Origin of the sequence: Paenibacillus sp. KS-LC4 (assembly GCF_036894955.1) — a bacterium.
Lineage (GTDB): Bacteria > Bacillota > Bacilli > Paenibacillales > Paenibacillaceae > Pristimantibacillus.
Genome location: NZ_CP145905.1, coordinates 5,780,919 through 5,806,439 on the forward strand (window position 1 = coordinate 5,780,919; position 25,521 = coordinate 5,806,439).

Below are 25,521 nucleotides of genomic sequence, written 5' to 3' on the forward strand. Positions count from 1 at the left end.
CGACAAACGAATATCACCTCGATATGGGATGGAGCAGCAGCTTCATAATTTGCTCAGCAGGCTGCTGCGCTTGTTGCTTCAACTTCGAAATCGCTTCCTGATGAGATCTGCGCCAGCTGTCGCCATTTTCAAGCATCCGCTCCGCCTCATCGGCGAAAGCTTCTGCATCGAGCAGCTCCGTTGAGCCAATCGGCTGCAAATGGATTCTTTTCAGAAATTGATCAATTTTGGGATCATAGGATAAACCAAGCATGGGCACCATCTGGTTTGCCGCATAAATTAATGCATGCAGACGCATCCCGAATAATAGAGCGCAATGACTCACTTCCAGCAGCATTTGCTGCGGGTCGTCGCCCGGCGACGCCAGCTCAGCGATGCTTCCGCTGGCGAGCCTCCCTTGCAATCGTTCCATGACCTGCTTCGATGTTTCCACATCATCTGGGGTATGGAACGGGAGAAACCGCAGCCGCACTGGGCGGCGGCGCGTCAGCGCGATTAGCGCATCGACGGCGCGCGCAAGATCCGCGCCGTCTTCGCGCCAGCGGCGCAGGGACACGCCGACGACCGGCATCGCTTCGCTGCCGGCCTGCGCGGTCCCCGCACCGCTAGGCGCAGCCGCCGCGGTTGCCCCGCCGCCTGGCGCCCCGGCCGCCGCTGCGCCTAGCGGCAGCGGCAAGCCCATAACCGGATCGGGTACAACCTCGATCCGGTCATGCGGCACGCCCATCCGCCCCAGCAAAGCGGCGGATTGCTCGTCCCGCACTGAAACATACGCGCTCCGCCGCATAATATGGCGGATCATCGGGTCCATCCATCGGCGGTTCACCGGCCCGATGCCCTGCGAATAAATGAACGTCGGCTTGCCCAGCAATTGGGCAAGCTTCACGATTCCGGTATAATACGGAATCGTCTTCGTGCCTGTAGCATCCTGCAGCAGGCTTCCGCCGCCGCTGATCAGCCCATCGCAGCTGCGCAGCGCGCCCCACACATCCGCGGGGCGCATCCGATGCACGGCCTCTACGCCGTACATCGCCTTCGTCCAGGCCGGGTCGCCCGACAGCACGACTGGCTGCACCTCAAGCCCATGAGCCTTGCTCTGCTCGGCAAGCGCCAGCAAAATCGAGCGCAGCACCGCCTCGTCGCCGCTATTGTGACAGCCGTAATAGCCAGAAATCGCTATTCGGCGAATATGCGTTTGAGAGCTGGCGACCATTTAGACCAAACTCCTTCCAGAAGCTTCCACACTCCGATGAGTATAAACCCAACTGCCGCGCCGAGGCCAAGGCCAAGGAATACGCGGATGATGGAAATATGCAGCGGCGTATGGATATGCGCAAATGTATCGACCATTGAAAGCTGGCCAATAGAGCCAATAATAACGAACAGCCATGCTGCGCGATAACGCAGCGCGGCGAACAATCCCACCAGCAGCAATGGATGTGCCAGCAAAAACTCTTTATTTCGCGGACGAACGCCAAACGTGCCTTCCAGCCATTCGCGGAAAGGACGCTCAAATGGTAGCGTCTGTCCCTCATTACCTGTACGTGATAAATAATACATACCCGCCGCTAAAACAATTAAACCAACGATAACCATTAGCACATTAATCGGCGTAGACAGCATTTTGCGAATGCGGGCGATAGGAGCATGTCCTGTATAAAACACTACATAGATCGCAACGAGCCCAATCGGCGCAAGATGCAGCAGGCTTACGCCGCGGAATTGCTGAAGCACAAGCATATACGTAATATTGTTCAGCAAGCCGAACACATAAGGGACTGCAATAAGTGACATGAGCGCTACTACAATAAACCAGCTGAAAGCGAGTCCCAGACGGCGGCTCGCCGGCAAGCCCTCGAATACCCACTTGCCGCCAGCATCACCGGCGCTGCTCAGCGGAATAACTACGCCCTTTCCTTTATCTTTGCTGCGGAACGTCCAATCTGCCCCGCCAACAAAACGCTGGTTTCCTTCGGTTCTGGAATAAATCCGGTTCATGACCCAGATGAGCGCAAGCGTCGGCGCACTAATCCCGGCTCCAAGCGCAAGCGCCTGCTCCAGCACAGAGCTGCTAAGCACATATAAGCCGCCGCTTCCGATTATACCGAGCAGGAATACCGCGATAAGCGTCCCTGGCAGAAAAGCATTGATTAAAAGTGCAATTAAGGCAATCGCGCCAATAACCACGATTCCTTTCAGCATTTTAACCCATGACGGATATTCCCGATCAAATGGCTTCGCTATACCCGGAGCAAATCCGGCATCCGCCAAACGCTGAATCGTGCCTTTGTTGCCATCCTCCCCTTTAAGAGACAGGTAGAGGTTATCCAGTGGATTAATAACAGCTGATTTATCCTGGCTCGACGTTGGGGCACCATTTAGGAAAAACATCCGAATGTTGCGATCCTTCGCCGCGAGCAGGAAGCGATCTGCAATATCTTCCGGCTTCATTTTCATCGCATCTGTAGGAGACAACGAATAAAGACGTACAATGTTATAATCCGTCAGGTAGGCGAGTGTAGTCATGCCCGACTGCTCTTTTTTCAAATTCTCGATAGTCGTTACACCGATTTGATATTTGTTAAGCAGCTCCGCAAATGCGCGCAAGCTCTTGTCCTCGGCATTATCGGTGTAGCCTTTTACCTTATCGCCGTCGAACAAAATCCGTGTAACGCCGTAATTTTTCAACTGAGCAAGAGTAGCCTCTGCTTCTGACTGTGAGTACGGAAGCACCCGGTCAGTCAAACGAGGAAGAACATTGAAGCCTGCCGCTTTAATCCTTTCCAGAGACATCGGATCAAAACCAAGCGGTTGAAGCAGTGAATTTTGCAGCGGCAGCTCCACCACAAGACCATCGCGTCCATCGAACGACCAGTCCCGATAAACGACGCCAATCCGGTCAAATGCCGCTCGAATAATCGGCCCAATCTGCTCCTTCTCAACAGCTCCCGTATACAAAATATAAGTGAAATTTTGTCCCGGCGTCTCCAGCTTGCCTTGAAGCATAGCTGCATCCTTGGAGTTATAGTAGGTCAATCTGCCCGCCTGCATCAGCTCGCGAAGCGAGCTTTCATAGACGGCCATGGTCGATACGCCGGCTTCTTTCATAAAAATGAGATGCTGTGCCAGAAAATCCTGCGGCTTCGCCGAATATTCCGCAATTTCGATCAAGTCACGATAATCAAACACATACTCCACTTGCTTAGACGTTGACTCTGTATTCATTCGATTATAACCAATAGGAAGTGCCGCCATTACGCCAATCAGCGTAATGATCCAGAGCCACTGCTTGGCTCTGCGATTCCATTGCAGCCAGTTTTGAAGCACGAAAATCCTCCGTTCATCTATCCTTTTCATTCCGCTTCCTAACGCTCTATTACCGAGCACCTGTCCACGGTTGAAGCCTCATATTCCTATCCGTCTACTCTTGCCATAACCGCCTGACGCAAAGCATTCAACGCTGCTTCAGCTTGCGAGGTCGATTCACCGCGAACTGCAAAATAAACTTTAATCTTCGGCTCAGTACCCGATGGACGAAGACAGAACCATGAGCCATCAGCCAGCATATATTTCAGCACGTTTTCCGGGCGGAGACCATCCAGACCCAGCTTATAATCAAGCACCTGCTCTACCTTCACGCCGTTAATATCAACGGGCGGCTGATTGCGCCAGCTGTCCATAATGCCAGCAATTTTTTGCACGCCGTCAAGACCCTTCAGTGTCCGCGACTCCAAACCTTCCAAATAAACGCCGTGCTTCTCATACAGCTCAAGCAATACATCATATAGTGTCTTACCTAAGCTTCTATAATATGCTGCCGCTTCACAAATCAGCATAGCCGCTACGATAGCATCCTTATCCCTCGCGTAAGTTCCAGTCAAATAACCATAGCTTTCCTCATAGCCGAAAAGGAAGGAGCGCTCGCCTGTTTTTTCATAGCTGGTCATTTTCTCGCCGATATATTTAAAGCCAGTAAGCGTGTTTTCAACAGCTACGCCGTAAGAACGAGCAATATCCGCACCCATCTCGCTCGTAACAATGGTTTTAATCACAACGCCGTTATCCGGCAATTGTCCACGCTCCTTGAGCTGGTCGAGCACATAATTCACCATCAAAGCACCTGATTGATTGCCTGTCAGCACAACATATTCACCGTTATTATTTTTTACAACGGCGCCCATACGGTCGGCATCTGGATCAGTTCCGATAATAATATCGGCATTTACCTGCTGCGCCAGCTTGATTGCCAGCGTAAACGCCTCGCGTTCCTCCGGGTTAGGAGATTTCACAGTGCTGAAGTAGCCATCCGGTTGCTCCTGTTCAGCGACAATATGTACATTGCTGAATCCGACTTTCGCAAGCACCTTGCGAACGGGCATATTGCCTGTTCCATGAAGCGGAGTGAATACTACGCTGAACTGCTCGCCTACGCCGCTGCGAATAAGCTCTGCATTCAAGCTTTGCCCAACCACCGTATTAATGTAGGATTCGTCAGCATCCTCGCCCAGCCATACGAGCAAGCCTTGCTCCTCTGCTTCTTCACGGCTCAGACGCTTCACCTGATCAAAACCCGTCACCTGCTGAATGGACGCAATAACCTGCTCCGCATCCTCAGGAATGAGCTGACAGCCGTCAGCGCCATACGCCTTATAGCCATTATATTCTGGCGGGTTGTGACTCGCCGTAATGACAATACCGCTCGAAGCTTTAAGCGAGCGCACCGCATACGACAGCTGTGGCGTTGCGCGCAACGACTTGAACAAATACGTTTTCACGCCGTTAGCCGCCAGCACAAGCGCTGAATCGAGCGCAAATTCCGGTGAATTGTTGCGCGAGTCGTGAGCGATAACCATTGAGGGAGCATCGCCCGCAGCATGACCCAGCAGCCAGTTCGCCAGCCCCTGTGTCGCTTTGCCGACAGTATAAGCATTAAGACGATTCGTGCCAGCGCCCATAACTCCGCGCAGACCGCCCGTTCCGAATTCCAGATCGCGGTAGAAACGGTCTGTAATCTCCTTCTCATCGCCCGCGATGCTGCGAAGCTCCTCTTTCGTCGCCTCATCAATCAATGGATCGTTTAACCATGCCTTGTAACGCTGAATTGCCACTTCATTTTGACTCATATAGCCATCTCTCCTTTATATATAATGAAACTTTAGGCTGGGTCTGACAGAGCAAACATAAGCTCGCCTTCAGCAACAACTTGGTCTCCAACTTTTGCAGTAGCTCGTCCTTTGCCGATGCTCCCTTTTAATCTGGTTATGACAACCTCAAGGGTAAGTGTATCGCCAGGCTTTACCTGACCGCGGAACCGAAAGCCATCAATACCTGCAAAAAAGCCTAATTTGCCTTTATTAACCTCCAGCATAAGCATCGCTACAGTGCCGACTTGGGCCAGCGCCTCAACGATAAGCACGCCAGGCATAACCGGATAGCCTGGAAAATGTCCTACAAAATAAGGTTCGTTCATCGTTACATTTTTAAGGCCAACCGCTCTGACACCCGGCTCTACCTCCAAAATACGGTCTATGAGCAGAAATGGCGGGCGATGGGGGATAATTTCCTGAATTTGAGTAATATCGAGCATGAAAAAAGCTCCTTCCTTGTTATCGAGGGTATAAAAAACACAATTTTTACTGACACTATAGATATCCTTCATGAAGCTGCAGTTTGTGAAGGTTGAGATAGAGAGCTTGGCTATGCGGACCCGAAGCGTCTGCGGCCAAGCTTCTTTCATTTTACCGCTAATCCCGCTGGACTCCTTCGCGGCACGCAAGTAAAGAATGATAGGCATTCTCCCCCTTGACGGGCGCGGCATTAAGACTCCAAACCATTATACAACTACCGTATCAAAAATAAAACTGCCACGGCCCATGTATGGCTAAACTTGGGACTTGCAGGTACAAATACGGCAACTAATGATTTTTTTCAAACAAAATACGACATCTTTATTCATTTCCTCTATATGTAAGCCGTTATATAGACTAGAGAGTTTTTTATTCTATAGACGAAGGGATAGGATGTAGTGAATTTAAGTGTAAACGGAAACCAGTCGCTCAGAGAAATCAGGAGATGGCTCGCCGCCGTTCTATCTGTCATGCTCATCGCTACCACATTCAGCGGCATCGCAAGTGCTGCAGACGAAACTGTAACAAGCATTGAACTAAGCTATGATTCTTGGGATTACAATAACAGCACTTCATCATTGGAAGTATTCATTGAGGATGATGCCGTTATTGTTTCCTTGCTGGCTGCCACTTCAAGCTCTTCTACCAAGAAGGACGTTAGCGCCTCCGCTACTTGGAAGTCGTCCAACACCTCCTACGTCAAAGTGGACAAGGGCGTCCTGACGGCTGTAGGAAAAGGAACGGCTACGATTAGCGCTACTTATGGCGGATACACCGAAAATATTAAAGTTACATCCAATTACGTATATGATTCTGTACAAATTTTGAAAAACGGCAGCAACGCCGCAGAAAGCTACGATGTAAATCTTGGAGCAGAGCAAGTGTTTACACTAAGCGGTATTAAAAGCGGCTCATCTAATGAGAACATTACTACTAACGCAACATGGACATCCTCCAACTCCTCTGTCGCTACAGTTGATGACGGCACAGTTACGCTTGTAGGCGCAGGGACAACAACGATTACAGCAAAATACAAAGGAAAGTCCGACACTGTAAAGCTCGTCGTAACTTCCCCTTATACATCACTGGCTTTGTCGCCAAAGACAATACTTGAAATTGATATGGGCAGCGATGATCAGAAGATCGATGCCATAGCTACAACTACTAGCGGATCGACAGAAACCGTAACGGCGAAAGCAACTTGGACAACTAGCAGCGCTGCTGTTGCAACCGTCAAGGATGGTGTTGTAACTCCAGTTGCAACTGGTCAAACTAAAATTACCGCAACTTATTTGGGAGTAAGCTCGACTATTGATGTTGTCGTTCGCACACCCTACCAATCAATCAAGCTGTCGCCAGCCAAGGAATATCAAATGATGCTAAACAGCCCTGGCTTGCAAATTACGGCTGAAGTTCAGGAGCTTTCCGGCAATGACGAGAACGTTACTACGCAAGCGGAATGGACGTCCTCCAATTTGCTGGTCGCAACAGTAACGAATGGCCTTGTTACACCTAAGGCAGTTGGAACAACTAAAGTAACTGCATCCATTAAAGGCATCAGCCGCAGCATCGACATTACCGTTTTCCCAAGCGTCAATGAGCTGACAATAGATAAAGAATCTATCGACACCTTCCCTGAGAAAAGCGAGACGCTGCCTAAGGTCAGCGGCACTACCTTCGGAGGGGATACAGCAGATGTTTCCAAAATCGTAACATGGACCGTTGCCAACGAAAAAATTGCTACTATTAAAGATGGCAAATGGACAGCAGGAGCTGTCGGCAAAACGATTATAACAGCTGAGCTCAATGGACTGAAAACGACATTCGAGCTAAATGTGCACCTTACGCCTGTGAAGCTTGTCCCAAGCACAAAAGAGCTTAGCGTAGTAATCGGCAAAGATTCGGCGTTGCCTACGATTACCGTTGTGAATCAGGATGGATCGGAAGAGGATGTTTCATCAAAAGCAACGTGGAAAGCGTCCTCGGACAATGCGATTGTCGTTAATGGCAAGGTAAAAGGGATTGAATCCTCTAAAGTGACGTTGACGGCAACCTATTTAACTAAAACGACTACCGTAAAAGCTTATGTTGAAGAAGAAATCGAGAAGCTCGAAGCAGAACCATCCCGTCTGGAGCTTTTCCCAGGCAAGAGCAAGTCGGTAAAGGTAACAGGCTACTATGTGAGCGGCAAGAAGGTCGTTTTGAGCTCTAAAATGAACTGGACTGTTTCTTCCAGCACTCTGGCCACTGTTACTGGAAGCACCGTTAAAGCGCTGGCAGTAGGCAGCGGTAAATTGACTGGCTCTTATCAAGGAAAAACGCTGGAAATTCCGATTACTGTATCGCCTAAGCTTAAATCTTTGACCTTGTCGGATAAGTCGCTTAAACTAAGCCCAGGCACCTCTTATTCGCTTAAGCTTCAGGCCAACTATACGACTGGCAATCCAGTAGACGTAACAACGAGCGCAGCTTGGGTAACAAACAAAGCGAGCGTAGCCACTGTATCGAATGGCAAAATTATTGCTTTGAGCAAAGGTTCAGCTACTATTAAAGCTACCTTTGACGGAAAGACAGTATCCATGCGTGTAACTGTAAAATAAGCAAGGATAACATTTATCAATGCATATATTTAAAAAAAGAACACCGTCCGTATTGTTTTATTAACAAACGGATCGGTGTTTTTTCGCATGCTGATTTTCCCAACCTGCTGACGACGCAAAAAAACGGCATCCGCAACAAGCTGCGAATACCGCTTTCAACCATTCATACGGTGCGAACTACGAATCCGAGAATACAAGATCATAGACATGCTGCCAGGTTGACCACTCGAACACGTCATCCCCCGATTGCTTGCCCAGCACCGTGTAGCCGATGTAGAGGCCGGCAATCAGCATAATGACCATGATGCAAGGCACTATGCTGCGGAGCAAAATCCATAATATGATTCTCAGTACCAGGGGCCGTTTCTTCTTCTCTGGAGTGGAGCCCTGCCCCTTCCTGCGCGAGCTGCTGGTCTGTTCTGATTGTTCATCTTCCAGACTGCCATCTGCAAAATCAGCTCGTTCATTCGTCGTACTCATTACCACCATCACCCTATCTATCTGCGCAAGCCGTTCGCCAATCCCATCATCGAATCGCTTGATGTTAATGCCCTAGCTACCAGCTGGTAAGCACGTTGGACATTAATCAGCTCAGTCATCTCGCTGCTCATATCCACATTGGATTGCTCAAGAGAGCCTTGGCGCAGCGCGATCGCATTATCCGCGTCAGGAGTAACCCCTTGGATTACATCACCCACATTCAGTCCTTCAGCTACGGAGAACAAATTGTCATCCAGCTGAGTAAGAGCAGAAGGCCGGGTTGCTTGCATCAATTTAATTGTGCCTAAATTAATAGTCGTACCGTCAGCAGCAACACCTTGTGCGCTGCCATTAGCACCGATAACCAGCTTATAGCCATCTGGAACAGTTATCGGCTGCTCAACTACTACATTGCCTGGCTGGGTCACCACTGTCGAAACGATAGGATAGCCTTCAGCCGTTGCCAAAATGTTATCACCGTTTGCATTAACCGTCAACTGAAACGCACCGTTGCGCGTATAGGCGCGGTCGCCATTAGCGTTCACAATGACCTCAAACAATGCATTTCCTTCAATCGCAAAGTCCGTCTCCTTGCCTGTTTTGGCAATCGTTCCTTGCTCTAAATTTGGCTTAATCATCGTCAACTGGGAGCCCCAGCCTTGGTTGAAATCAAGCGGCGTCATACGACCTGGCTGTTTAAAATCATTTGGCTGCTTGCTGACATTCGTCAACAAATCCTCAAACGTTGCTTCCTTCCGCTTATAACCTACTGTATTCACGTTGGCGATATTATCAGCGATCATATCAAGCTTCTGTTGGAGTCCACTCATCGAGACTACTGCATTAATCATTGAGCCGTTCATCGTCTGCCTCCTTCACGTTCCGTTGCTGACTTCGTCTTAAACGCGGCCTACTTCCGTTACAGCCTTCTCCAGACTTTGATCGTAAAATTGTACAACCTTCTGATTGGCTTCATAAGCGCGAAGCGCCGCCATTAAATCAACGGAGGATTGTGCCGCATCTACGTTGGAACGCTCCACATAGCCTTGCTTCACCTCTACCTGATCCGTTTGCTGAAGCGCAACAGCCTGTGCTGTATCTCCATTAAAACGGAACTGGCCGTCTCCAGCGCGTACGAGTTGGTTTGGCTCATTAATCCGTGTCACCAGAAGCGGCTGCACCCCACTATCCACACCAGTTAACGAATTAACAAAACGCAAATCCTTCGTCAGTGACAGCTGCTCAAGCCCTATGCCTGCTGCGAATTGAATAGGGTTCCCATCAGCTCCAAGCACATTGGCGCCGTCTCCGTTAACGAGAAAACCGTCCGCCGTCAGCGTAAAGGAGCCTCCCCGCGTATAACGAATATCCCCTTGCGCATCCTGCAACGTAAAGAACGCTTGCGGCTGGAACGTCACTGTACCGTCATCCGCTACGTATTTACCGGACTCGTCAAAAGCCGCACCCTCCACCGCAATGTTGGACACGAGTGCAAAGTCAGTAGGCTTGTCCGTCTGGGACAAGTCCCCTTGAACGTGCAGCGACAAGCTTTCCTCTGCAAAAACCCCCATGCCGAGACGGCCGATAGACTTGCTTGGCTCGCCCTGTACCCCTGTCATGGAAAGCAGTGTATCCGGGAATGAACGCGTGACCGCATTCGTCTGCTTATAGCCCGGTGTATTTATATTTGAAATATTATTCGTTACGGTATCATGTCTGCGCTGCTGAGCCGTCAAGCCTGCAGCTGCTGTATAAAGCCCTCTAAGCATTGCAATTGCCTCCTCGAAGATCGTATAAGGCTGTTCCCTCTCGCTGTATATGCCATTATTTATATATCGGTTGAAGGCATGTCTTCAGTTATAGCATCCTATGCGACCTTTGACTCAATTTACGCCTCGGCGCGTCCCCTTTTAAACGCCCTACCTGCGCAAACGGCTATGCAAGCGCTGCTCCTGCCTTGTCTTCTAAAAACGAGGCTTCTTGCCGAGCTTGTCCAGGTTGTCAAGCAGAATACCAGTACCTTTAACGACGCAATGCATCGGATCCTCCGCAATCAGCACCGGGACCTTGAGCTCTTCTGCAAGCAGCGTATCCAGGCCATTAAGCAGTGCACCGCCACCGGTCAATATAACGCCCCGGTCAATAATATCTGCCGACAGCTCAGGCGGTGTTTTCTCCAGTACAGACTTCGCCGTAGCCACAATCGACATGACCGAATCCCAAAGCGCTTCTTGAATCTCTTCCGAATGAATCGTCATCGTAAGCGGCAGGCCCGTTACCATATCGCGTCCACGGATATCCATTTCTGAACGTTGTCCATCGTCGTAAACTTTACCGATTTTGATCTTGATGTCCTCGCTTGTTCGCTCGCCGATCAACAGCTTGTACTTATCTTTAATATACTTCATGATCGCAGCATCGAACTTATCTCCTGCGATTTTAATAGAAGAAGCGGTCACGACGTCGCCCATGGACAGGACAGCTACGTCCGTCGTGCCTCCGCCAATATCCACAACCATGTTGCCGCTAGGCTGGAAGATGTCCATTCCAGCCCCGATAGCAGCAGCTTTAGCTTCCTCTTCCAAAAATACTTCCTTGGCTCCGCTGCGTTCCGCCGCTTCACGAATCGCCTTCTGCTCAACGGATGTAATATTCGTTGGCGCGCAGATCAAGATGCGCGGACGGCTCAGCCACTTGCGCCCTTCCACCCGATTAATAAATGCTTTCAGCATAATTTCCGTTATTTCGAAGTCAGCAATAACCCCATCCCTTAATGGGCGGATTGCAACAATATTGCCTGGCGTACGACCCACCATTCGGTGAGCTTCCTCACCAACGGCAAGCACCTTCTTCGTGTCGCTTTCAATCGCGACAACAGACGGCTCATCGAGCACAACGCCTCTCCCTTTTACATGAATAGATACGTTAGCCGTTCCCAAATCAATTCCAATGTCCTTGCTCAGCATAAGGCGTAAGTCCTCCAACGAATAGTGTAAACGCTACGGTCAATTAGTTCCCACGACGTAGAAACCCCTAACGTACATTATTCGCCAAAAAACTATAAAATCCTCTACCCGTTTGTAATAATTTGCGAATAATTTAGGTTTTTCCGGCCGTCAGCACTTCCCTCTTCTTCGTGCTCGATTTCTTATATTTGATTTTCGTTGCTTCTCCCCCGCGCAGATGGCGGATTGACTTGTGATATTCCAAAATGTGCTTCACCTGATCCGCCAGGTCGGGATTTATTTCCGGCAGGCGTTCGGTTAGGTCCTTATGGACCGTACTCTTGGATACGCCGAATTCCTTGGCGATCGTTCGTACCGTATGCTTCGTCTCCACGATGCAACGGCCTATTTTAATGGTTCGCTCTTTGATGTAATCGTGCACGTTCCCGCCTCCCTACTCGAGATAGTTTGGTACATTATATGAGGGGAGCGGGTATATATTCTTTGTGGTCAAGCCTGACAAGCCAGTTTGTCATAAAATTTTCATAAAAATACAAAACAGGCAGGGGATATTCCCCTGCCTGCAAGGTCCAGAGACCTATTTTGCCCGCGCTTATTGCTCGCCGACTACAGTGCTTGGATTGACGGCTTTTCCGTTTTCACGCACTTCAAAGTGCAGATGGACGCCCAGATCCTTTTCCAGCTCATTGCGAGCTGCTTTGGCAATAATGGTTCCCTGCTTCACTTCATCGCCTACAGCCACGTTTACGTCGCTAAGGCTTTGATAAGTGGTCACAAGACCCTCACCGTGATTGATTTCGATAATACTTCCATTTGTCGGGTGGTTGAGCACTAAGCTAACCTTGCCCGACATAGCGGCTACAACATCAAATGGCTGGTCATTCGGGTCTACAAGATCAATACCCATGTGCGGCGAGAATGTATTCCCCATCTGTACCATAGCTGCCTGGCGTTCATCACTGCTTGCGTTAGCATCATAGAAAGGTGTCTCGATTTGCAGCGAATCCTTGTTCACAACCGGCCATTGCAATTGCTCGCCTTCGCGTATGACTTCATCTACTGCGCTCTCCGGCTGTACTGCCGTACCCTCGTCTACTGTGGCTTCCGTTTGGCCCGGATGTTCTGTAGCTGTCGTCTGCTTGCTGTCATCCGCTCCCTGGTAGGCCCACATTAAGGTTACGATAATTGCTGCCGCGGCCATAAATATGGCTGGCGAAACCCATTTGCGTGCCAGCAGCCTTTTAAATCCATTGCCTGAACCCGCGGCAGATGATGCTCCCAGTCCATTTTTGGGAGTTTCCTCTGATCCTTGCTTTGGTTTGTTTTGATTGTTCATTTCTATCACCTCACTAGCCATTGTTGCCAGATTCGCTAGGTTTATACGTGAGGCAAATGGAATGCCGGGTAAAAATATAGAGACTTTAAGATTTTGAAAAAGCCTATGCTTCATGGGGTTAAGAGCGCTCCAGCAGCTTGGCCGAGAACTTGGAAGCCTGCTCTACCTTTGCATCCGTATAATAGTAGGTTAATATATCTTTCGCCGAGTAGCCTAGCTTTGCCATGCCGTTCGCTCCCCATTGGCTCATGCCCACGCCATGCCCGTACCCATAGGTTGTAATGGTAATGTTCTTATCATTTATGATCCACGTAAACGCGGCTGAGGCTAGTCCCAAACGCTCGCGCACCTCGCGGCCAGTGAACACCGTTCCGGCAATTTCGATTTTGCTGATGCTTTTTCCCGCCGTTGCGGCTAATACCCGAATGGAAGGCTGAACCCTGCTCTCCCCCTGAAGGCCAAGCTTCTCATAAAATTGCGCCAGCGTCAGCTTCACGCTTTGTTTGTATCGCGGTGAAAGCTCGATATCCCATGGACTCGCGACGCTGCGCAAATATGGAATCTGATACGACCAATAGTCTTCGGAATTTTCCGTATAGCCGCTGCTTGTGGAGAAAAAAGCAGCCTGGATCGGCTCGCCCTTATAGGTGACGATCAGCCCCTCTGTCTGCTTCACCGCTTCATTCAGCTTTTTCATATTAGCTGTCTGCTTGGCTCCTTGCCAATGCTGCCTCAGCTGCGCGAGCGGCAAATACGCTTGATGGGCAATCGTGTCCGTTACGTCTGCCTCTACATTCTCTACGCCGCTGTCATCACCGGAAGCGAGGCGGCGCACGATATAGGTGCGTGCGGCTATCGCCTGCGCCTTGAGCGCCTCCAGCTCAAAATCGGCCGGCATTTCCGCTGCGATAACGCCGCGCACATATTCCTCCAGAGGCAAGCTTTCCGTCCGCTGCTCCTTCATCATATAGGTGCGTACGATGAGCCTGTTCAGCGCTCCTGTCGTTTTAGGCAATAGCCCGCCCATTTGCTGGGCGATAACGGCGTTGGCCGCTTCGACTTTATTCGCCCCGCTGCCGCTGCCTGTGCCGGGTGGCTCAACAGCCATTCCCGCTGCCCCTGCCGGCTGCGCATTCGATAGAGTCTCGGGCATGCGATCAGGCATGCCTCCAAGGGAAACTTTCATTAAAGCTACAGTAATGCCAAGCAATAAACCTATTGAAAAAACATGCACCCATCGGCTGCTCTTCAAGCGTTGCAGCGCTTCTGACACTTTGCGTTCGACTCTCCCTCGTCTCATTCCTGCTCCTTCCGCTCCTTTTATAGCAATGTCATCCTGCTTAACTGGATAGTCCATTCTATGAGCGGATTTAATAGGGTAGAACAGAAAGGAGAGCTAATCGTGGCGCAGCGCGTCGACTGGCTTCAGTCTCGAAGCTTTATTGGCCGGGAAAATGCCGAACACGATTCCGACAAAAGCAGAGAAGGCAAACGACAAAATGACCGTATTAAACGGAACGGAAGTATCCGTCCCATTCACCACCCCAATGACATAGGAGCCCAAATAACCAAACCCGATGCCGAGTGCGCCGCCCATACCGCTAATGACGACAGCCTCCACAAGAAACTGGAACAAAATATCTCTGCGCTTTGCGCCCAGCGACTTGCGAATGCCGATTTCCCGCGTTCGCTCCGTGACAGACACCAGCATAATATTCATGACGCCAATGCCTCCGACGAGCAGAGTAATGGCTGCCACGTAAAGCAGCATCGTATTCATCGTTTCGTTGACCGAATTAAGCGTCTCAACCGCATCCTGCTGGTTGAATACCCGGTAGCTGCTGTCATCGCCTCTGAATTTTTCCAGCAGCTTGGCTTTGAGCGCCGCTACTGTTAAATCCATTAGATCCAGATCGGTCACCTTCAGAGCAACCGTACGCACACCGACACTATCAAAAAGCTTTTGTCCTGTCGTAATCGGGATCACAATTTTCTCATCGTTGGAGCCGGTGAGCGTGCTCCCCTTCGCCTCCAACAGCCCGACAATCGTAAATCGGCTGCCGTTTACTTGAATCGTTTTGCCTACCGGGTCTTCTTCTTCGAATAGCTCCGTTGCCGTCTCCACCCCAATTAAGGCGACCTTTTGCGTGTTTTTAACATCCATCGCGGCGATGTATCTGCCGGACTGCACGCTAAAATCACTGACCTGCTCGTAATTCGGTGTAATGCCCTCTACCGTGACACTCGTGCTATTTTTCCCATACTTCACTGTCGCACTGCCGCTTACCGTTGGAGACACGCCCTCTACATTCGGAATATCAGCCAAAGCCAGTGCATCTTCGAGCGAAAGCGAGGTTGCCGTTCCACGGCCCGTTATCGTTACCGACAAGGAATTAGTACCAAGGCTGGCTACTTGCTCCTCCACCTGCTTCGTCGAGCCTTGCCCCATACCGACCAGCGCAATAACCGTCGCTACGCCGATCAGGATACCCAGCATCGAGAGGGCCGTTCTAAGCTTGCTTGACAAGACGCTCTTGATTGCCATCCTGAACCCCTGCGTCAGCTTCATCACGGTTCCTCCTTTCCTCGGTCAGCACGCCGTCCCGCATAATGACTGTACGGCTTGCCCGATGAGCAACCTCCATATCATGGGTAATCAGTACAATCGTGTGGCCCTGCCGATTTAAGTCCTCCATCAGCTGCAAAACTTCCTGCCCCGTCTTCATATCGAGCGCTCCAGTCGGCTCGTCCGCCAGCAAAATCGGTGGATTCGTCGCCAGCGCCCGGGCAATGGCAACCCGCTGCTGCTGACCACCCGACAGCTCGCTCGGACGATGATGCACTCGCTCCCCAAGACCGACCTGCTCCAGTGCCTTCATTGCCATCGCACGGCGCTGCTTGGCAGGCAAGCCACGATAAATGAGCGGCAGCTCGCAATTTTCAAGCGCGGTAAGCCGCGGCAGCAGGTGAAAGCCTTGAAATATAAAGCCGATCTTCTTGTTGCGAATATCCGCCAGCTTATTCTCGCTCATGCCTCTTACCTCAATGCCATCCAGCTTATAGCTGCCGTCGGTTGGCGTATCCAGACAGCCGATGACATTCATCATCGTTGACTTTCCCGAGCCGGAAGGCCCGACAATCGCCACAAAATCGCCTTTTTCCACCTGAAAGGATACACCTTTAAGAATCGTCACCGTTTCTCGGCCCATCACATAGTTTTTGACGAGATGGTTAATGTCGATTAAAGTACCGTTGCTCTCGCTGATCATGGGCGACCACCGCCTGCTCCGCCGCCGCCAGTAAATCCGCCGCCACCGCCGCCGAATCCGCCACCTGCTCCACCGCCGAAGCCACCTGGCATCATGCCGCCTCCCATATTCGCTTGATTTTGCTGAGTCGTCGTTGTCGTCATGCCAACTGTGCCCTGCGGTGTTGGAATAAGCACCGAGTCGCCTTCATTCAGCCCCGAAATAATTTCCACATACGTCTCATCGCTGATTCCCGCTTCCACTTCGACTAGCTGCCCTTCCATTTGAGCGCCGCCGCGCTGTGTACCCATCGCGCCTTGCGATGCAGCGCCCGTACCAGTTAACCCCTGCGCTGCCGCTCCTGTACCCTGAGCACCACCCGCCGTTCCTTGCGCTCCACGTGTGCCTTGTGCGCCGGAGCTGCCTTGCGCGCCCGCTGCATCTTGCGCGCCACGTGTGCCTTGTGCGCCAGAGCTGCCTTGCGCGCCCACTGCACCTTGCGCTCCACGTGTGCCTTGTGCGCTGGAGCTGCCTTGCGCGCCAGCTGCATCTTGCGCAGCTGGCGCCCCAGTCGCACCAGTCGCACCTTGCACTCCCGCAGCACCGCCCGTACCTTGTCCGCCGGCTGCGCCTGCACTACCTTGTGTGCTCGTTGGCACGCGAACAAAGGATTTGCCGCCACGTTCAATAACCGCATCTACCGGTACCACAACGACATCATTTCTGGACTCCAAAATAATGTCCGCTTCACCCGACATGCCAGTCATCACGCCCTCTATTGTGTCCAGCGAAAGGGTGACCTCATAGGCGGATACACCGTTTGATGCTGTGCCCTCACGAGCCAGGCTGGTTACCTTGCCTTCAATCGTCTTATCTGTCAGGGCGCTCAAATAAATCTGCGCCACTTGGCCTGTTTTGACCGACGGAATATCCAGCTCATCGACCTGCACGACGAAATCAAGCAAATCATAATTGACGATAGACGCAATAACTGTATTTGCTACAACCTCGTCTCCAACGGAAACCTCGCTTTCCGTCACCTCTCCAGCAATCGTCGCCACAACCTCCGTCACCTTTAGCTGATCTTCCCTCATGGTTTTCAGGCTGTCTTGGTTTTGCTTGATTTCCAGCGCCAGCATGTCCATATCCGTCTTGATGCTTTGCTGAGTCGTCAGCTCATCCTCCGTGCCCGCAGCTTCCTTATATTTGGTCTGATATTGCTCCATCTGCACTTGCTGCTTCTTAATGGAAAGCTCCGTCTGCTCAATCTGGCTATCGTAGTCCTTCTCGGATTCAAACGTTGCCAGCACTTGGCCCGCCTTCACTTTATCGCCGACTTTAAAGTTCAGCTTTGCAATCGTACCGGATACGCCGGACGTTACGGTTTCGCGAGAATTGGCTTCTACACTGCCTGTCGCGCTTATTTTCAGCTCAATGTTGCCCCGCGTCGCTTTCACCGTTTGCGAGGTTGCCGCCTGCACAGTCTCCGACTGCCCCATGTTCAAATAATAATAGGCACCGCCTCCCCCGGCCGCGCCTACTACAAGAATAATACCTAGCCATAGCTTCCACTTTTTCATCGACTGTATTCCACCCTCCGACTGACATATTCGTGACGAATATAGCATGAAAAAATGAACGGAGAATGAACAGGTCACGCAGTACAATCGCCCTAGCCAGTACCGTATAGGAAGAACCCTCATTATTTAGTCTACTGAAAATAAAAAAGAGAACAGGACACTTCCTCTGTCCTGTTCTTAAGCCTGGCCTTGCGCCAGTGGCGCTCATTAAAGCTGGCGCTCAATATTCCATTTTTTTAATGAAACGAGTGTACTCGTTCCGCCCAAGGCAAAGGCTGCAATGCCTGTCGAAGCCTCGCTTGGGTAAATACGTCCCGTCATCACTTTTTCCCCGCCTTGGATAAATACCTCAACCGACGATTGATCGACGAAAATCCGCAGCGAAAGCTCGCCGCCTTCTGCCAGCGCAACGTCCGTCCTCCTTTCGCCGCCCTGCCCGATTCCGGAGTGATCCCGATTGAAGCGGAACAGCCCTTCCTCCACATTATAAGCCAGCACCGTCTCTTCTCCCGCCCCATTCGTCCGCAGCTTCAAACCGAGCTCGCGAGCACTCCCGGTACGAAGCACGACTTCAAGCTCATAGCAGTCGCCCTCGGCAGCAAGCAGCTGTTCACCTGCAAGCGCAAGTCCGTTCAGCTCATAGCCATCGCGGCGGTAAGCCTTCAGCTCTTCCAGCGGCTTGAACAGCAGCTTCCTATCGCTGCTGCGCAGCACGGCTTCACGCGGCAGCGTCATCGCCCCGGCCCAATAATGCCCGAGTTGGGTCGGAATTTCTTGCTCCCACGTTTCCATCCAGCCGATGACAATGCGCCGGCCTTGCGAATCCAGCACCGTTTGCGGCGCATAAAAATCAAAGCCAAAATCAACAGGCTCATAGCCAGCATATACGAACGAGCCTGACTCCAAATTTAGTTTTCCTACCATATAAGTGGTGGAATGCAAATTGCGATAATGGTCACCTTGAGCTGGCATTCGCTGCGGCGACATCATCAGCACATCATAGCCGTCAAGCTCGAACAAATCGGGGCATTCCCAATTGTCACCCAGCTGACCGTTGCTGCGCGCCAGCTCGCCAACTAAGGTCCAGTTCACGAGATTTCGAGAACGGTAGAGCAAAATCAGGCCATGCCCAGCGCCATCATTCGAGCCAATGACTGTATAATAGAAGCCATCCCTAACAAACACCTTCGGATCGCGAAAATCCTTGCGGCTCACTCCAGCCGGAATCTGCTCCAGCCCTAGCACGGGATTGCTCGCCAGCTTAGCGAAATGTACGCCGTCCTCTGATACCGCAATATTTTGCGTCTGATAATAATCCGTATCTCCATTCGGCCCCGTCACAACATGCCCCGTATACATAAGATGGAGCTTGCCCTCATGGACAATCGCACTTCCAGAGAAGCAGCCGCCGCTGTCATAAGGCTGATCTGGTGCGAGCGCCACCGGCATATACTCCCACGAAACCAAGTCACGGCTGATTGCATGACCCCAATGCATCGGCCCCCATGCAGGCTGATACGGATAATATTGATAAAATAAATGATAATGCCCATTATGAAAAATAAAGCCGTTCGGGTCGTTCATCCAGCCGAATTCCGCCATTAAATGATAGCCCAGACGGTACTGCTGGCGCAGCAAATGCTTTCTTCCCGCCACAAACTGCTCCGCATTTTCAAGCGTATACAACATGTTCAATCATCCTATTCTTACGCGTTTATTTAATGGAGCCTTGCATGACGCCTTGAATAATAAATTTCTGTGCAAACAAATAGACGATGAGTACCGGCAAAATCGTAAGCAGCAGTCCCGCCATCAGCGGCCCGTAATCGACGGTATAGGTTCCATAGAAGTAAAAGGTTGAAAGCGGCAGCGTACGCTGCTCCGACGAAGTCAGCACAAGCGATGGAAGCAGAAAATCATTCCAAATCCACAGCACATTCAAAATCGCAATCGTCACTGACGTTGGCGCAAGCACGGGGAACACAATGCGGAAAAACGTCTGCGTCCGCGTACAGCCATCAATCATTGCGGCCTCCTCAAGCTCGGCCGGGATGCTTTTCACAAAACCATGATAAATGAATACCGCAAGCGGACTTCCGAAGCCGAGATACATATAAATCAGCGACCATTTGTTATCCAGCAAATGCAGATTTCCATACACCTTTACGAGCGGAATCATAATCGCTTGGAATGGGATTATCATCGCCGCCACCATCAGGAAAAACGTATATTGATTAAATTTGCTTTGATTTCGCACAAAGAAATGGGCTGTCATGGCCGCGAGCACCGAGATAAGCAAAACGCTCAGCACAGTAATGATAACCGTGTTTGTAAACCCGGATACATAATTCATTTTCGTAAACGCCGACTCGTAATTCGCCAGATTAAAGCTGGCAGGCAAAGAAAGCGGCGATGCCGTAATCGCTTTATTTTCCTTAAAGGAATTGACGATTAGCAAAATAAATGGAAAAACGAAGGCGATAAGGCCAACCAGCAATACAATAAACTTGCTCCATTCCATAGAGGCTTTCAAGCGTTTCATTAGGCCTCCACCTCCAGCTTCTTGCTGAAATACACTTGCAATAACGTAATGCCAGCTACGAGCAGGAACAATACAAGCGCCTCCGCTTGCCCTACCCCATAATCCCTTGAAAGAAACGCTTTCTCATATACATGCATGGAGACCATTTCCGTGCTTTTGAACGGTCCGCCCTTCGTCAGCGTCAGGTTCAAATCGTAAACCATAAACGTGCGCTGCAGCGATAAAAATACACAGACGATAAACGACGGCACCATAAGCGGTAAAATCATCGTCCGCAGCTTGCGGAATGCCGTTGCCCCGTCAATGCTGGCCGCCTCCATAATATCCTTAGGCACATTCATCAAGCCCGCGACGTAAATAACCATCATATATCCGGCATATTGCCATACTGTGACAATAATAAGTGCGAAAAACGCTTTATCCGGCTCAGCAAGCCAAGAGGTACCGAATAAGGCGATGCCCGATTTTTGTCCAATGGATACGAGAACGTTAGAGAAGATGAACTGCCATACGAACCCAAGCACAATGCCGCCGACTAAATTTGGAATAAAAAATCCAGCCCGGAAAAAGCTCTGGCCCCTCAAGCCGCTTGATAAAAAATAAGCCAGCAAAAAAGCCACCACATTAACGAGCGCCACACTAATAACCACATATTTTAGCGTTAAATAAAATGACTTCCAAAAAACCGCGTCTTTCCAAACATGCGCATAATTTTCAAAGCCAACCATCGTGCTCGTTGTCGAAATGCCATCCCAATTCGTAAACGTTAAATATATGCCATACAGAAAAGGCACAATCATGACGGTGGCAAAAGCAAACAGGGTCGGGCCAGTGAACAATAGCCTTAGCCAAAGACGGCTCCAAAGTCCTTTTTCCGATATCATCGTTATCCCTCGCTAACGTTTCTTTGAAGCAAAGCAATGGACAAGTCACATGGACTTCTCCACTGCTTCCTCTTCTTAGCTGTTGTTTATCGTCTATTTGACGTTACTTTACAGTCGGCCAGTAATCCTGAATTTCCTTAGCAAGCGTGGCGCGGTCAGCGGCTCCTGCCAAATATTTTTGCATCGAGGCGCCAAGCTTGCTCCAGTGATCTGCTGGGAGCGCACTCATTGATTCCTGAATTTTGCCGCCAGCGATATAGGCTTGAATCGACTTGGCAAGCGGGTCCTTCGGCTCAAGCGTAATGTTATTGAAGGCAGGAACAATGTTTGCTTTATTAATCAGGAAGTCCTGACCCTTCTCTTGGTAGACCATCCACTCAAGGAATGCCTTCGCCGCTGACTGCTGCTCTGGTGTGCTTTTCTCCTTGTCTAAAACGAGACGCTTCGAAACCGCGGCAGAAATTTGCGTGTTGCCAAAATCATCTGGGTTGTTGCTGATTGGCACGGGCAGAAAGCCGTATGCACCGCTGGCCGTATCGAAGCTGCTAATTTGCGGCCAAGCCCAATTGCCCTGGAACCAAATACCGACCTCACCTTTACCCAGCACCTCAGGCCCCCTCTCATAGGTGCCCGCGAGCGGCGATGCTTTATCAATGTTGTGCTCCTTCATAATGTCGAATGTATCCATCAGTCCGTTAAATACTGTATTCGACGACAGGTCTACACTCCCAGCCTTCAAATCCGCGATAAACTGATTAACCACCGCTTTATCCGCGGATTGTCCAGCGTAAGCAAGCGGAAGATAGTGTGCGCCCAGCGACCAATCCATTGGCGAGACGATCAGCGCGCCCGTTCCGGAGGCTTCGGTCTTTTTAAACAAATCCTCCAGTGCCTGCGTCGTCGTAATGGTAGCGGGATCAAAGCTGCCGCCAACCGCTTTGTCTAAGACTGCTTTATTGTAAATAAATCCGTAGCCTTCAATGGAAAGCGGGAATGCGTAGTTTTTACCGTCAAAGGTCGTCAGATCTGTACTGCCATCAACCTTGTCGGACATCCATTTTTCCCCGCTTAGATCGAGGATGCGATCCTTGAACTTCTCGACATCCCCTGTGTCTAGCATCGTAATCGTCGATGGGCTGTTCGCCGCATATAACGCTGATGCTTTCTCGAATGGCGATTGTCCTGCCGGAACTGGAATAATTTCCAGAGTGATGTTCGGATAGTCCTCTTTGAAGGCTTTCGCTGCATCCTCAAGCTGCGTTTGAATTTCGCCTTTAGAATTCAGCAGCGTAATTTTCACATCGCCAGAGGCGCTCCCGCTATTAGCACTTCCTTCAGCTGTGTTTGAAGCTGCAGGCGTTGAGCCTGCATTTCCTCCGCACGCTGTTACAACCGTTACCATTACAAATGATGCAAGTAGAGTCTGTAGGCTTTTCCAAGATTTCATTTAATCGTCCCCCGATTCAAAATGATAACTATTCTATGCTGAAAATAAATTGTAAACCGCTTTCATTACGTATTATAGTCTGTGCTAAAAAATATGTCAATCGTTTGACATGTCAAACGATTGACATTCCACATAAAAAATAAAAATCCCTTGCTGTATAAGGGATTTCGGCCTTTCCTAAGTCGTCAGTCTCTCCACTAGTTCAACATCCAAAACATACCGATGCTCCAGCGGCTCATTGTTCATTTGCCGGATGATTGAATCAACCGCAACCCGCCCGATTTCGACAATCGGCTGGCGAATCGTCGTTAACGCCGGTGTTATCCAATTGGCCGCGCTCACATCATCATAGCCGACTATTTTGATTTGCTCCGGAATAGACTTGTCCACCCTGCGGCATTCCTTCACCGCGAAGGAGGCGATAATATCGCTTGTCGCAAACAGACCATCAATCTCAGGATGCTCCGCAAACAGACGGCTCATAATCTGCTCATACTGCTGCTCGTCAAATACGTTCATATCCGTCTGAATGATAATAGGTTCGAGTCCATTGGCAGCCATTATATCACGGAAAGCAGTCGTTCGCTGGTTCGCCAGCAGCTGAAGCTCAAGATTTCCGCAAATATGTGCAATTTTTCTGCATCCTTTGTCTACTAGCAGTTGTGCAGCTAGTCTGCCGCCCTTGTAATTGTCCGATGATATAAACGGAATTTCCTCGCTGATCTGTCGATCTATCGTCACAATCGGAGAATGCAGCTTCCTATACTCCTTGACCTCAAGCGTATGACTGCCCATAATAATGCCGTCTACTCGGTTGCGCTTGAGCATTTCAATGTATTCCTTCTCCTTCACAGGATCAAGGTGCGAGTTGCATAGCATAATTTTATAGCCCTTCTCGTAGGCATAACGTTCGACGTGGCTGGCCAGCTCAGCAAAAAAAGGATGCGCCACGTTCGGAATAATAAGCCCGATGACATTGGATTGCTTGCGCAGCAAAGAACGTGCCAGCTCGTTCGGCTGATAATTCAGCTCCTTCATCGTCTGGAACACCTTATTGCGGGTCGTCTCGCTAATGTACCCCCTGTTGTTTAATACGCGGGAGACCGTCGTTACCGATACTTTAGCCATCTTCGCGACATCATGAATAGTTGCCATAGAATCTCCTTCTCAAAAAAAGAGCTGTTCACATCACCCCATCCGGCGCGTCTGCAAACAGCTCTGCTCTTATGCTGATTAAATGGTTAGGCCCAAGTAGGCTGAATCTTCAAAACCGTTGCTTCCTTCTCACGCTTGAAGCTTGAAGACGAATCCAGCTCAACTGCTGCTATGACAGCGGCCGTTTCTTTCGCTTGCTCTACAGCAGCAACCGCTTTAGCTTGAAGTGCATTTTCCACTTCAGCCGCCTGCTGTTTTTCCTCCTCCGCTTCTACACGGTGAATAAGCGCTCCAAGCGATGCCAGCTTGCCAGTAATATCTACATAACCGCGATCAACATGGTGGATACCCGTTACTTCCGTCTCGCCATCCGCGCGCAATGCCGCACAGATCAAGGCTGCACCTGCACGGAGGTCCGTCGCACATACTTTCGCGCCAGTTAACGGCATATTGCCGCTAACGATTGCGGAACGGCCTTCGATCTTAATATGCGCATTCATCTTCTGGAATTCTTCCACATGCATAAAGCGATTCTCAAATACCGTTTCGGTTACAACCGACGTACCCTCGGATACGAGCAAGAGCGCCATCATTTGCGATTGCATATCTGTTGGGAAGCCTGGGTGCGGCAACGTCTTCACGTCTACCGACTTCAGCGGATGATCCGCTTTAACCCGAATGCCATTATCCGACTCCAGCACCTCGACGCCCATTTCTTGCAGCTTGGATATGACCGGTGTCAAATGATCGCCAATCGCGCCTTCTACAAATACGTCGCCGCCTGTAATGGCTGCAGCAATCATATAGGTACCCGCTTCTACACGATCAGGAATAACATGATGCGTCACACCGCGCAAGCTTTCAACGCCTTCAATGCGAATGAGGCCCGTGCCCGCGCCGCGAACCTTCGCGCCCATCGCGTTCAAATAATTGGCGAGGTCGACGATTTCCGGCTCCTTCGCAGCATTTTCAAGCAGTGTTGTGCCTTCTGCAAGTGCAGCAGCCATCATAATGTTCTCGGTAGCGCCTACGCTTGCTACGTCGAGATATATTTTTGCGCCCTTCAGACGCGTGCTTGTGCTCGCTTCAATGAAGCCGTGTCCGAGCGTAATTTCCGCTCCCATCGCTTCGAAGCCTTTCAGATGCTGATCAATTGGACGTGTGCCAATCGCGCAGCCGCCTGGAAGAGATATACGCACCTTGCCGATTCGTGCCAGCAGCGGTCCCATAACAAGGAAGGAAGCACGCATTTTGCGAATCAGCTCATAGGGCGCCTCATAAGAAGCAATGGTACCCGCCGATATTTTCATGGTTGTATCTTGATACGATATCGTTGCGCCTAATGATGCCAATACCTTCTGTATAGTCATGACATCGTCGAGGAGGGGAACGTCACAGATGACGCTGTCTCCTTCCGTCGCAAGTAAAGAGGCTGCTAGAATGGGGAGTACTGCATTTTTTGCACCGCTGACACGTACCGTTCCCGATAAACGCTTGCCTCCGCGGACGATAATTTTGGTCATCTTATGGTTCCCTCCGCGAACTGAATTTCTGTCTCTCGCTTTAAAATTATTGTTTAAAAGTGAAAAATTCCCGTCTTAATCCAAACTCCATATTAACACTTATCTACACTAATCGACAAGCTTTAAATTTCCC

21 protein-coding genes are annotated in these 25,521 nt (G+C 50.4%); 1 reads left to right on the top strand and 20 read right to left on the bottom strand.

Going from position 1 to position 25,521, the window contains the following annotated elements:
- Window positions 1-13 precede the first annotated feature (13 nt).
- From csaB to fabZ, 4 genes are all read right to left on the bottom strand, one after another.
- Window positions 14-1,213: a polysaccharide pyruvyl transferase CsaB gene (gene csaB / locus V5J77_RS24500; RefSeq protein ID WP_338553402.1), complete on the bottom strand. Its 1,200-nt coding sequence runs from the start codon at window positions 1,211-1,213 to the stop codon at window positions 14-16.
- The gene (locus V5J77_RS24505) at window positions 1,177-3,327 is read right to left on the bottom strand and encodes a DUF5693 family protein (protein WP_338553403.1); all 2,151 of its coding nucleotides are present in this window, start codon (window positions 3,325-3,327) and stop codon (window positions 1,177-1,179) included. Before V5J77_RS24505 ends, csaB begins: the two co-directional genes overlap by 37 nt.
- An 86-nt stretch (window positions 3,328-3,413) precedes the next feature.
- The gene (locus V5J77_RS24510) at window positions 3,414-5,123 is read right to left on the bottom strand and encodes a phospho-sugar mutase (RefSeq protein WP_338553404.1); all 1,710 of its coding nucleotides are present in this window, start codon (window positions 5,121-5,123) and stop codon (window positions 3,414-3,416) included.
- A 32-nt stretch (window positions 5,124-5,155) separates the two neighbouring features.
- Complete coding sequence (gene fabZ, locus V5J77_RS24515) at window positions 5,156-5,587, bottom strand: 3-hydroxyacyl-ACP dehydratase FabZ (protein ID WP_338553405.1); 432 nt, start codon at window positions 5,585-5,587, stop codon at window positions 5,156-5,158.
- A gap of 438 nt (window positions 5,588-6,025) precedes the next feature.
- Between fabZ and V5J77_RS24520 the strand changes: the two genes are divergently transcribed.
- Window positions 6,026-8,227, top strand: coding sequence for a bacterial surface protein (locus V5J77_RS24520; protein WP_338553406.1), 2,202 nt, complete (start codon window positions 6,026-6,028; stop codon window positions 8,225-8,227).
- A gap of 177 nt (window positions 8,228-8,404) precedes the next feature.
- On the opposite strand, the gene V5J77_RS24525 is transcribed toward V5J77_RS24520, so the two are convergent.
- The 16 genes from V5J77_RS24525 to murA all read right to left on the bottom strand — a co-directional run bounded on the left by V5J77_RS24525 (window position 8,405) and on the right by murA (window position 25,388).
- Complete coding sequence (locus tag V5J77_RS24525; RefSeq protein WP_338553407.1) at window positions 8,405-8,707, bottom strand: DNA-directed RNA polymerase subunit beta; 303 nt, start codon at window positions 8,705-8,707, stop codon at window positions 8,405-8,407.
- 17 nt (window positions 8,708-8,724) lie between these two features.
- Window positions 8,725-9,570 (bottom strand): flagellar hook-basal body protein, encoded by an 846-nt coding sequence (locus V5J77_RS24530; protein WP_338553408.1) that lies wholly within the window; start codon window positions 9,568-9,570, stop codon window positions 8,725-8,727.
- A 36-nt stretch (window positions 9,571-9,606) separates the two neighbouring features.
- Window positions 9,607-10,476 (bottom strand): flagellar hook-basal body protein, encoded by an 870-nt coding sequence (locus V5J77_RS24535; RefSeq protein ID WP_338553409.1) that lies wholly within the window; start codon window positions 10,474-10,476, stop codon window positions 9,607-9,609.
- 195 nt (window positions 10,477-10,671) lie between these two features.
- A complete protein-coding gene (locus V5J77_RS24540) occupies window positions 10,672-11,673 on the bottom strand; it encodes a rod shape-determining protein (RefSeq protein ID WP_338553410.1) in 1,002 nt (333 codons plus the stop codon).
- A 133-nt stretch (window positions 11,674-11,806) separates the two neighbouring features.
- Window positions 11,807-12,094, bottom strand: a complete 288-nt coding sequence (gene spoIIID / locus V5J77_RS24545; protein WP_338553411.1) for a sporulation transcriptional regulator SpoIIID — start codon at window positions 12,092-12,094, stop codon at window positions 11,807-11,809.
- Window positions 12,095-12,265: 171 nt separating this feature from the next.
- Window positions 12,266-13,009, bottom strand: coding sequence for a M23 family metallopeptidase (locus V5J77_RS24550; RefSeq protein ID WP_338553412.1), 744 nt, complete (start codon window positions 13,007-13,009; stop codon window positions 12,266-12,268).
- Between the two features lie 118 nt (window positions 13,010-13,127).
- Entirely contained in the window at window positions 13,128-14,309 is a 1,182-nt protein-coding gene (gene spoIID / locus V5J77_RS24555; protein WP_338553413.1) for a stage II sporulation protein D, read from the bottom strand.
- Between the two features lie 96 nt (window positions 14,310-14,405).
- Entirely contained in the window at window positions 14,406-15,578 is a 1,173-nt protein-coding gene (locus tag V5J77_RS24560; protein ID WP_338553414.1) for an ABC transporter permease, read from the bottom strand.
- Entirely contained in the window at window positions 15,520-16,278 is a 759-nt protein-coding gene (locus tag V5J77_RS24565) for an ABC transporter ATP-binding protein (RefSeq protein ID WP_338553415.1), read from the bottom strand. Before V5J77_RS24565 ends, V5J77_RS24560 begins: the two co-directional genes overlap by 59 nt.
- On the bottom strand, window positions 16,275-17,837 hold the full coding sequence (locus tag V5J77_RS24570) for an efflux RND transporter periplasmic adaptor subunit (protein WP_338553416.1): 1,563 nt from the start codon (window positions 17,835-17,837) through the stop codon (window positions 16,275-16,277). Before V5J77_RS24570 ends, V5J77_RS24565 begins: the two co-directional genes overlap by 4 nt.
- Window positions 17,838-18,044: 207 nt before the next feature.
- The gene (locus tag V5J77_RS24575) at window positions 18,045-19,526 is read right to left on the bottom strand and encodes a glycoside hydrolase family 32 protein (RefSeq protein WP_338553417.1); all 1,482 of its coding nucleotides are present in this window, start codon (window positions 19,524-19,526) and stop codon (window positions 18,045-18,047) included.
- Window positions 19,527-19,551: 25 nt separating this feature from the next.
- A complete protein-coding gene (locus V5J77_RS24580) occupies window positions 19,552-20,379 on the bottom strand; it encodes a carbohydrate ABC transporter permease (RefSeq protein ID WP_338553418.1) in 828 nt (275 codons plus the stop codon).
- Window positions 20,379-21,263 carry a sugar ABC transporter permease gene (locus V5J77_RS24585; protein WP_338553419.1) on the bottom strand — a complete coding sequence of 295 codons (885 nt, stop codon included), beginning with the start codon at window positions 21,261-21,263 and terminating at the stop codon, window positions 20,379-20,381. The genes V5J77_RS24580 and V5J77_RS24585 overlap by 1 nt, the downstream gene beginning before the upstream one ends.
- A 103-nt stretch (window positions 21,264-21,366) precedes the next feature.
- On the bottom strand, window positions 21,367-22,710 hold the full coding sequence (locus V5J77_RS24590; RefSeq protein ID WP_338553420.1) for an ABC transporter substrate-binding protein: 1,344 nt from the start codon (window positions 22,708-22,710) through the stop codon (window positions 21,367-21,369).
- A 177-nt stretch (window positions 22,711-22,887) separates the two neighbouring features.
- The gene (locus V5J77_RS24595) at window positions 22,888-23,865 is read right to left on the bottom strand and encodes a LacI family DNA-binding transcriptional regulator (protein ID WP_338553421.1); all 978 of its coding nucleotides are present in this window, start codon (window positions 23,863-23,865) and stop codon (window positions 22,888-22,890) included.
- An 86-nt stretch (window positions 23,866-23,951) separates the two neighbouring features.
- A complete protein-coding gene (gene murA, locus V5J77_RS24600; RefSeq protein WP_338553422.1) occupies window positions 23,952-25,388 on the bottom strand; it encodes a UDP-N-acetylglucosamine 1-carboxyvinyltransferase in 1,437 nt (478 codons plus the stop codon).
- Between the last annotated feature and the right edge of the window lie 133 nt (window positions 25,389-25,521).

What these genes read in the sequence shown, in the direction of transcription:
- V5J77_RS24580 (WP_338553418.1), bottom strand. Translation starts at nt 20,379, where the DNA reads ATGAAACGCTTGAAAGCCTCTATGGAATGGAGCAAGTTTATTGTATTG.
- csaB (WP_338553402.1), bottom strand. Translation starts at nt 1,213, where the DNA reads ATGGTCGCCAGCTCTCAAACGCATATTCGCCGAATAGCGATTTCTGGC.
- spoIID (WP_338553413.1), bottom strand. Translation starts at nt 14,309, where the DNA reads ATGAGACGAGGGAGAGTCGAACGCAAAGTGTCAGAAGCGCTGCAACGC.
- V5J77_RS24510 (WP_338553404.1), bottom strand. Translation starts at nt 5,123, where the DNA reads ATGAGTCAAAATGAAGTGGCAATTCAGCGTTACAAGGCATGGTTAAAC.
- V5J77_RS24560 (WP_338553414.1), bottom strand. Translation starts at nt 15,578, where the DNA reads ATGAAGCTGACGCAGGGGTTCAGGATGGCAATCAAGAGCGTCTTGTCA.
- V5J77_RS24550 (WP_338553412.1), bottom strand. Translation starts at nt 13,009, where the DNA reads ATGAACAATCAAAACAAACCAAAGCAAGGATCAGAGGAAACTCCCAAA.
- V5J77_RS24595 (WP_338553421.1), bottom strand. Translation starts at nt 23,865, where the DNA reads ATGGCAACTATTCATGATGTCGCGAAGATGGCTAAAGTATCGGTAACG.
- V5J77_RS24570 (WP_338553416.1), bottom strand. Translation starts at nt 17,837, where the DNA reads ATGAAAAAGTGGAAGCTATGGCTAGGTATTATTCTTGTAGTAGGCGCG.
- murA (WP_338553422.1), bottom strand. Translation starts at nt 25,388, where the DNA reads ATGACCAAAATTATCGTCCGCGGAGGCAAGCGTTTATCGGGAACGGTA.
- V5J77_RS24590 (WP_338553420.1), bottom strand. Translation starts at nt 22,710, where the DNA reads ATGAAATCTTGGAAAAGCCTACAGACTCTACTTGCATCATTTGTAATG.
- V5J77_RS24540 (WP_338553410.1), bottom strand. Translation starts at nt 11,673, where the DNA reads ATGCTGAGCAAGGACATTGGAATTGATTTGGGAACGGCTAACGTATCT.
- V5J77_RS24525 (WP_338553407.1), bottom strand. Translation starts at nt 8,707, where the DNA reads ATGAGTACGACGAATGAACGAGCTGATTTTGCAGATGGCAGTCTGGAA.
- V5J77_RS24530 (WP_338553408.1), bottom strand. Translation starts at nt 9,570, where the DNA reads ATGAACGGCTCAATGATTAATGCAGTAGTCTCGATGAGTGGACTCCAA.
- V5J77_RS24565 (WP_338553415.1), bottom strand. Translation starts at nt 16,278, where the DNA reads ATGATCAGCGAGAGCAACGGTACTTTAATCGACATTAACCATCTCGTC.
- V5J77_RS24535 (WP_338553409.1), bottom strand. Translation starts at nt 10,476, where the DNA reads ATGCTTAGAGGGCTTTATACAGCAGCTGCAGGCTTGACGGCTCAGCAG.
- V5J77_RS24575 (WP_338553417.1), bottom strand. Translation starts at nt 19,526, where the DNA reads ATGTTGTATACGCTTGAAAATGCGGAGCAGTTTGTGGCGGGAAGAAAG.
- V5J77_RS24585 (WP_338553419.1), bottom strand. Translation starts at nt 21,263, where the DNA reads ATGATATCGGAAAAAGGACTTTGGAGCCGTCTTTGGCTAAGGCTATTG.
- fabZ (WP_338553405.1), bottom strand. Translation starts at nt 5,587, where the DNA reads ATGCTCGATATTACTCAAATTCAGGAAATTATCCCCCATCGCCCGCCA.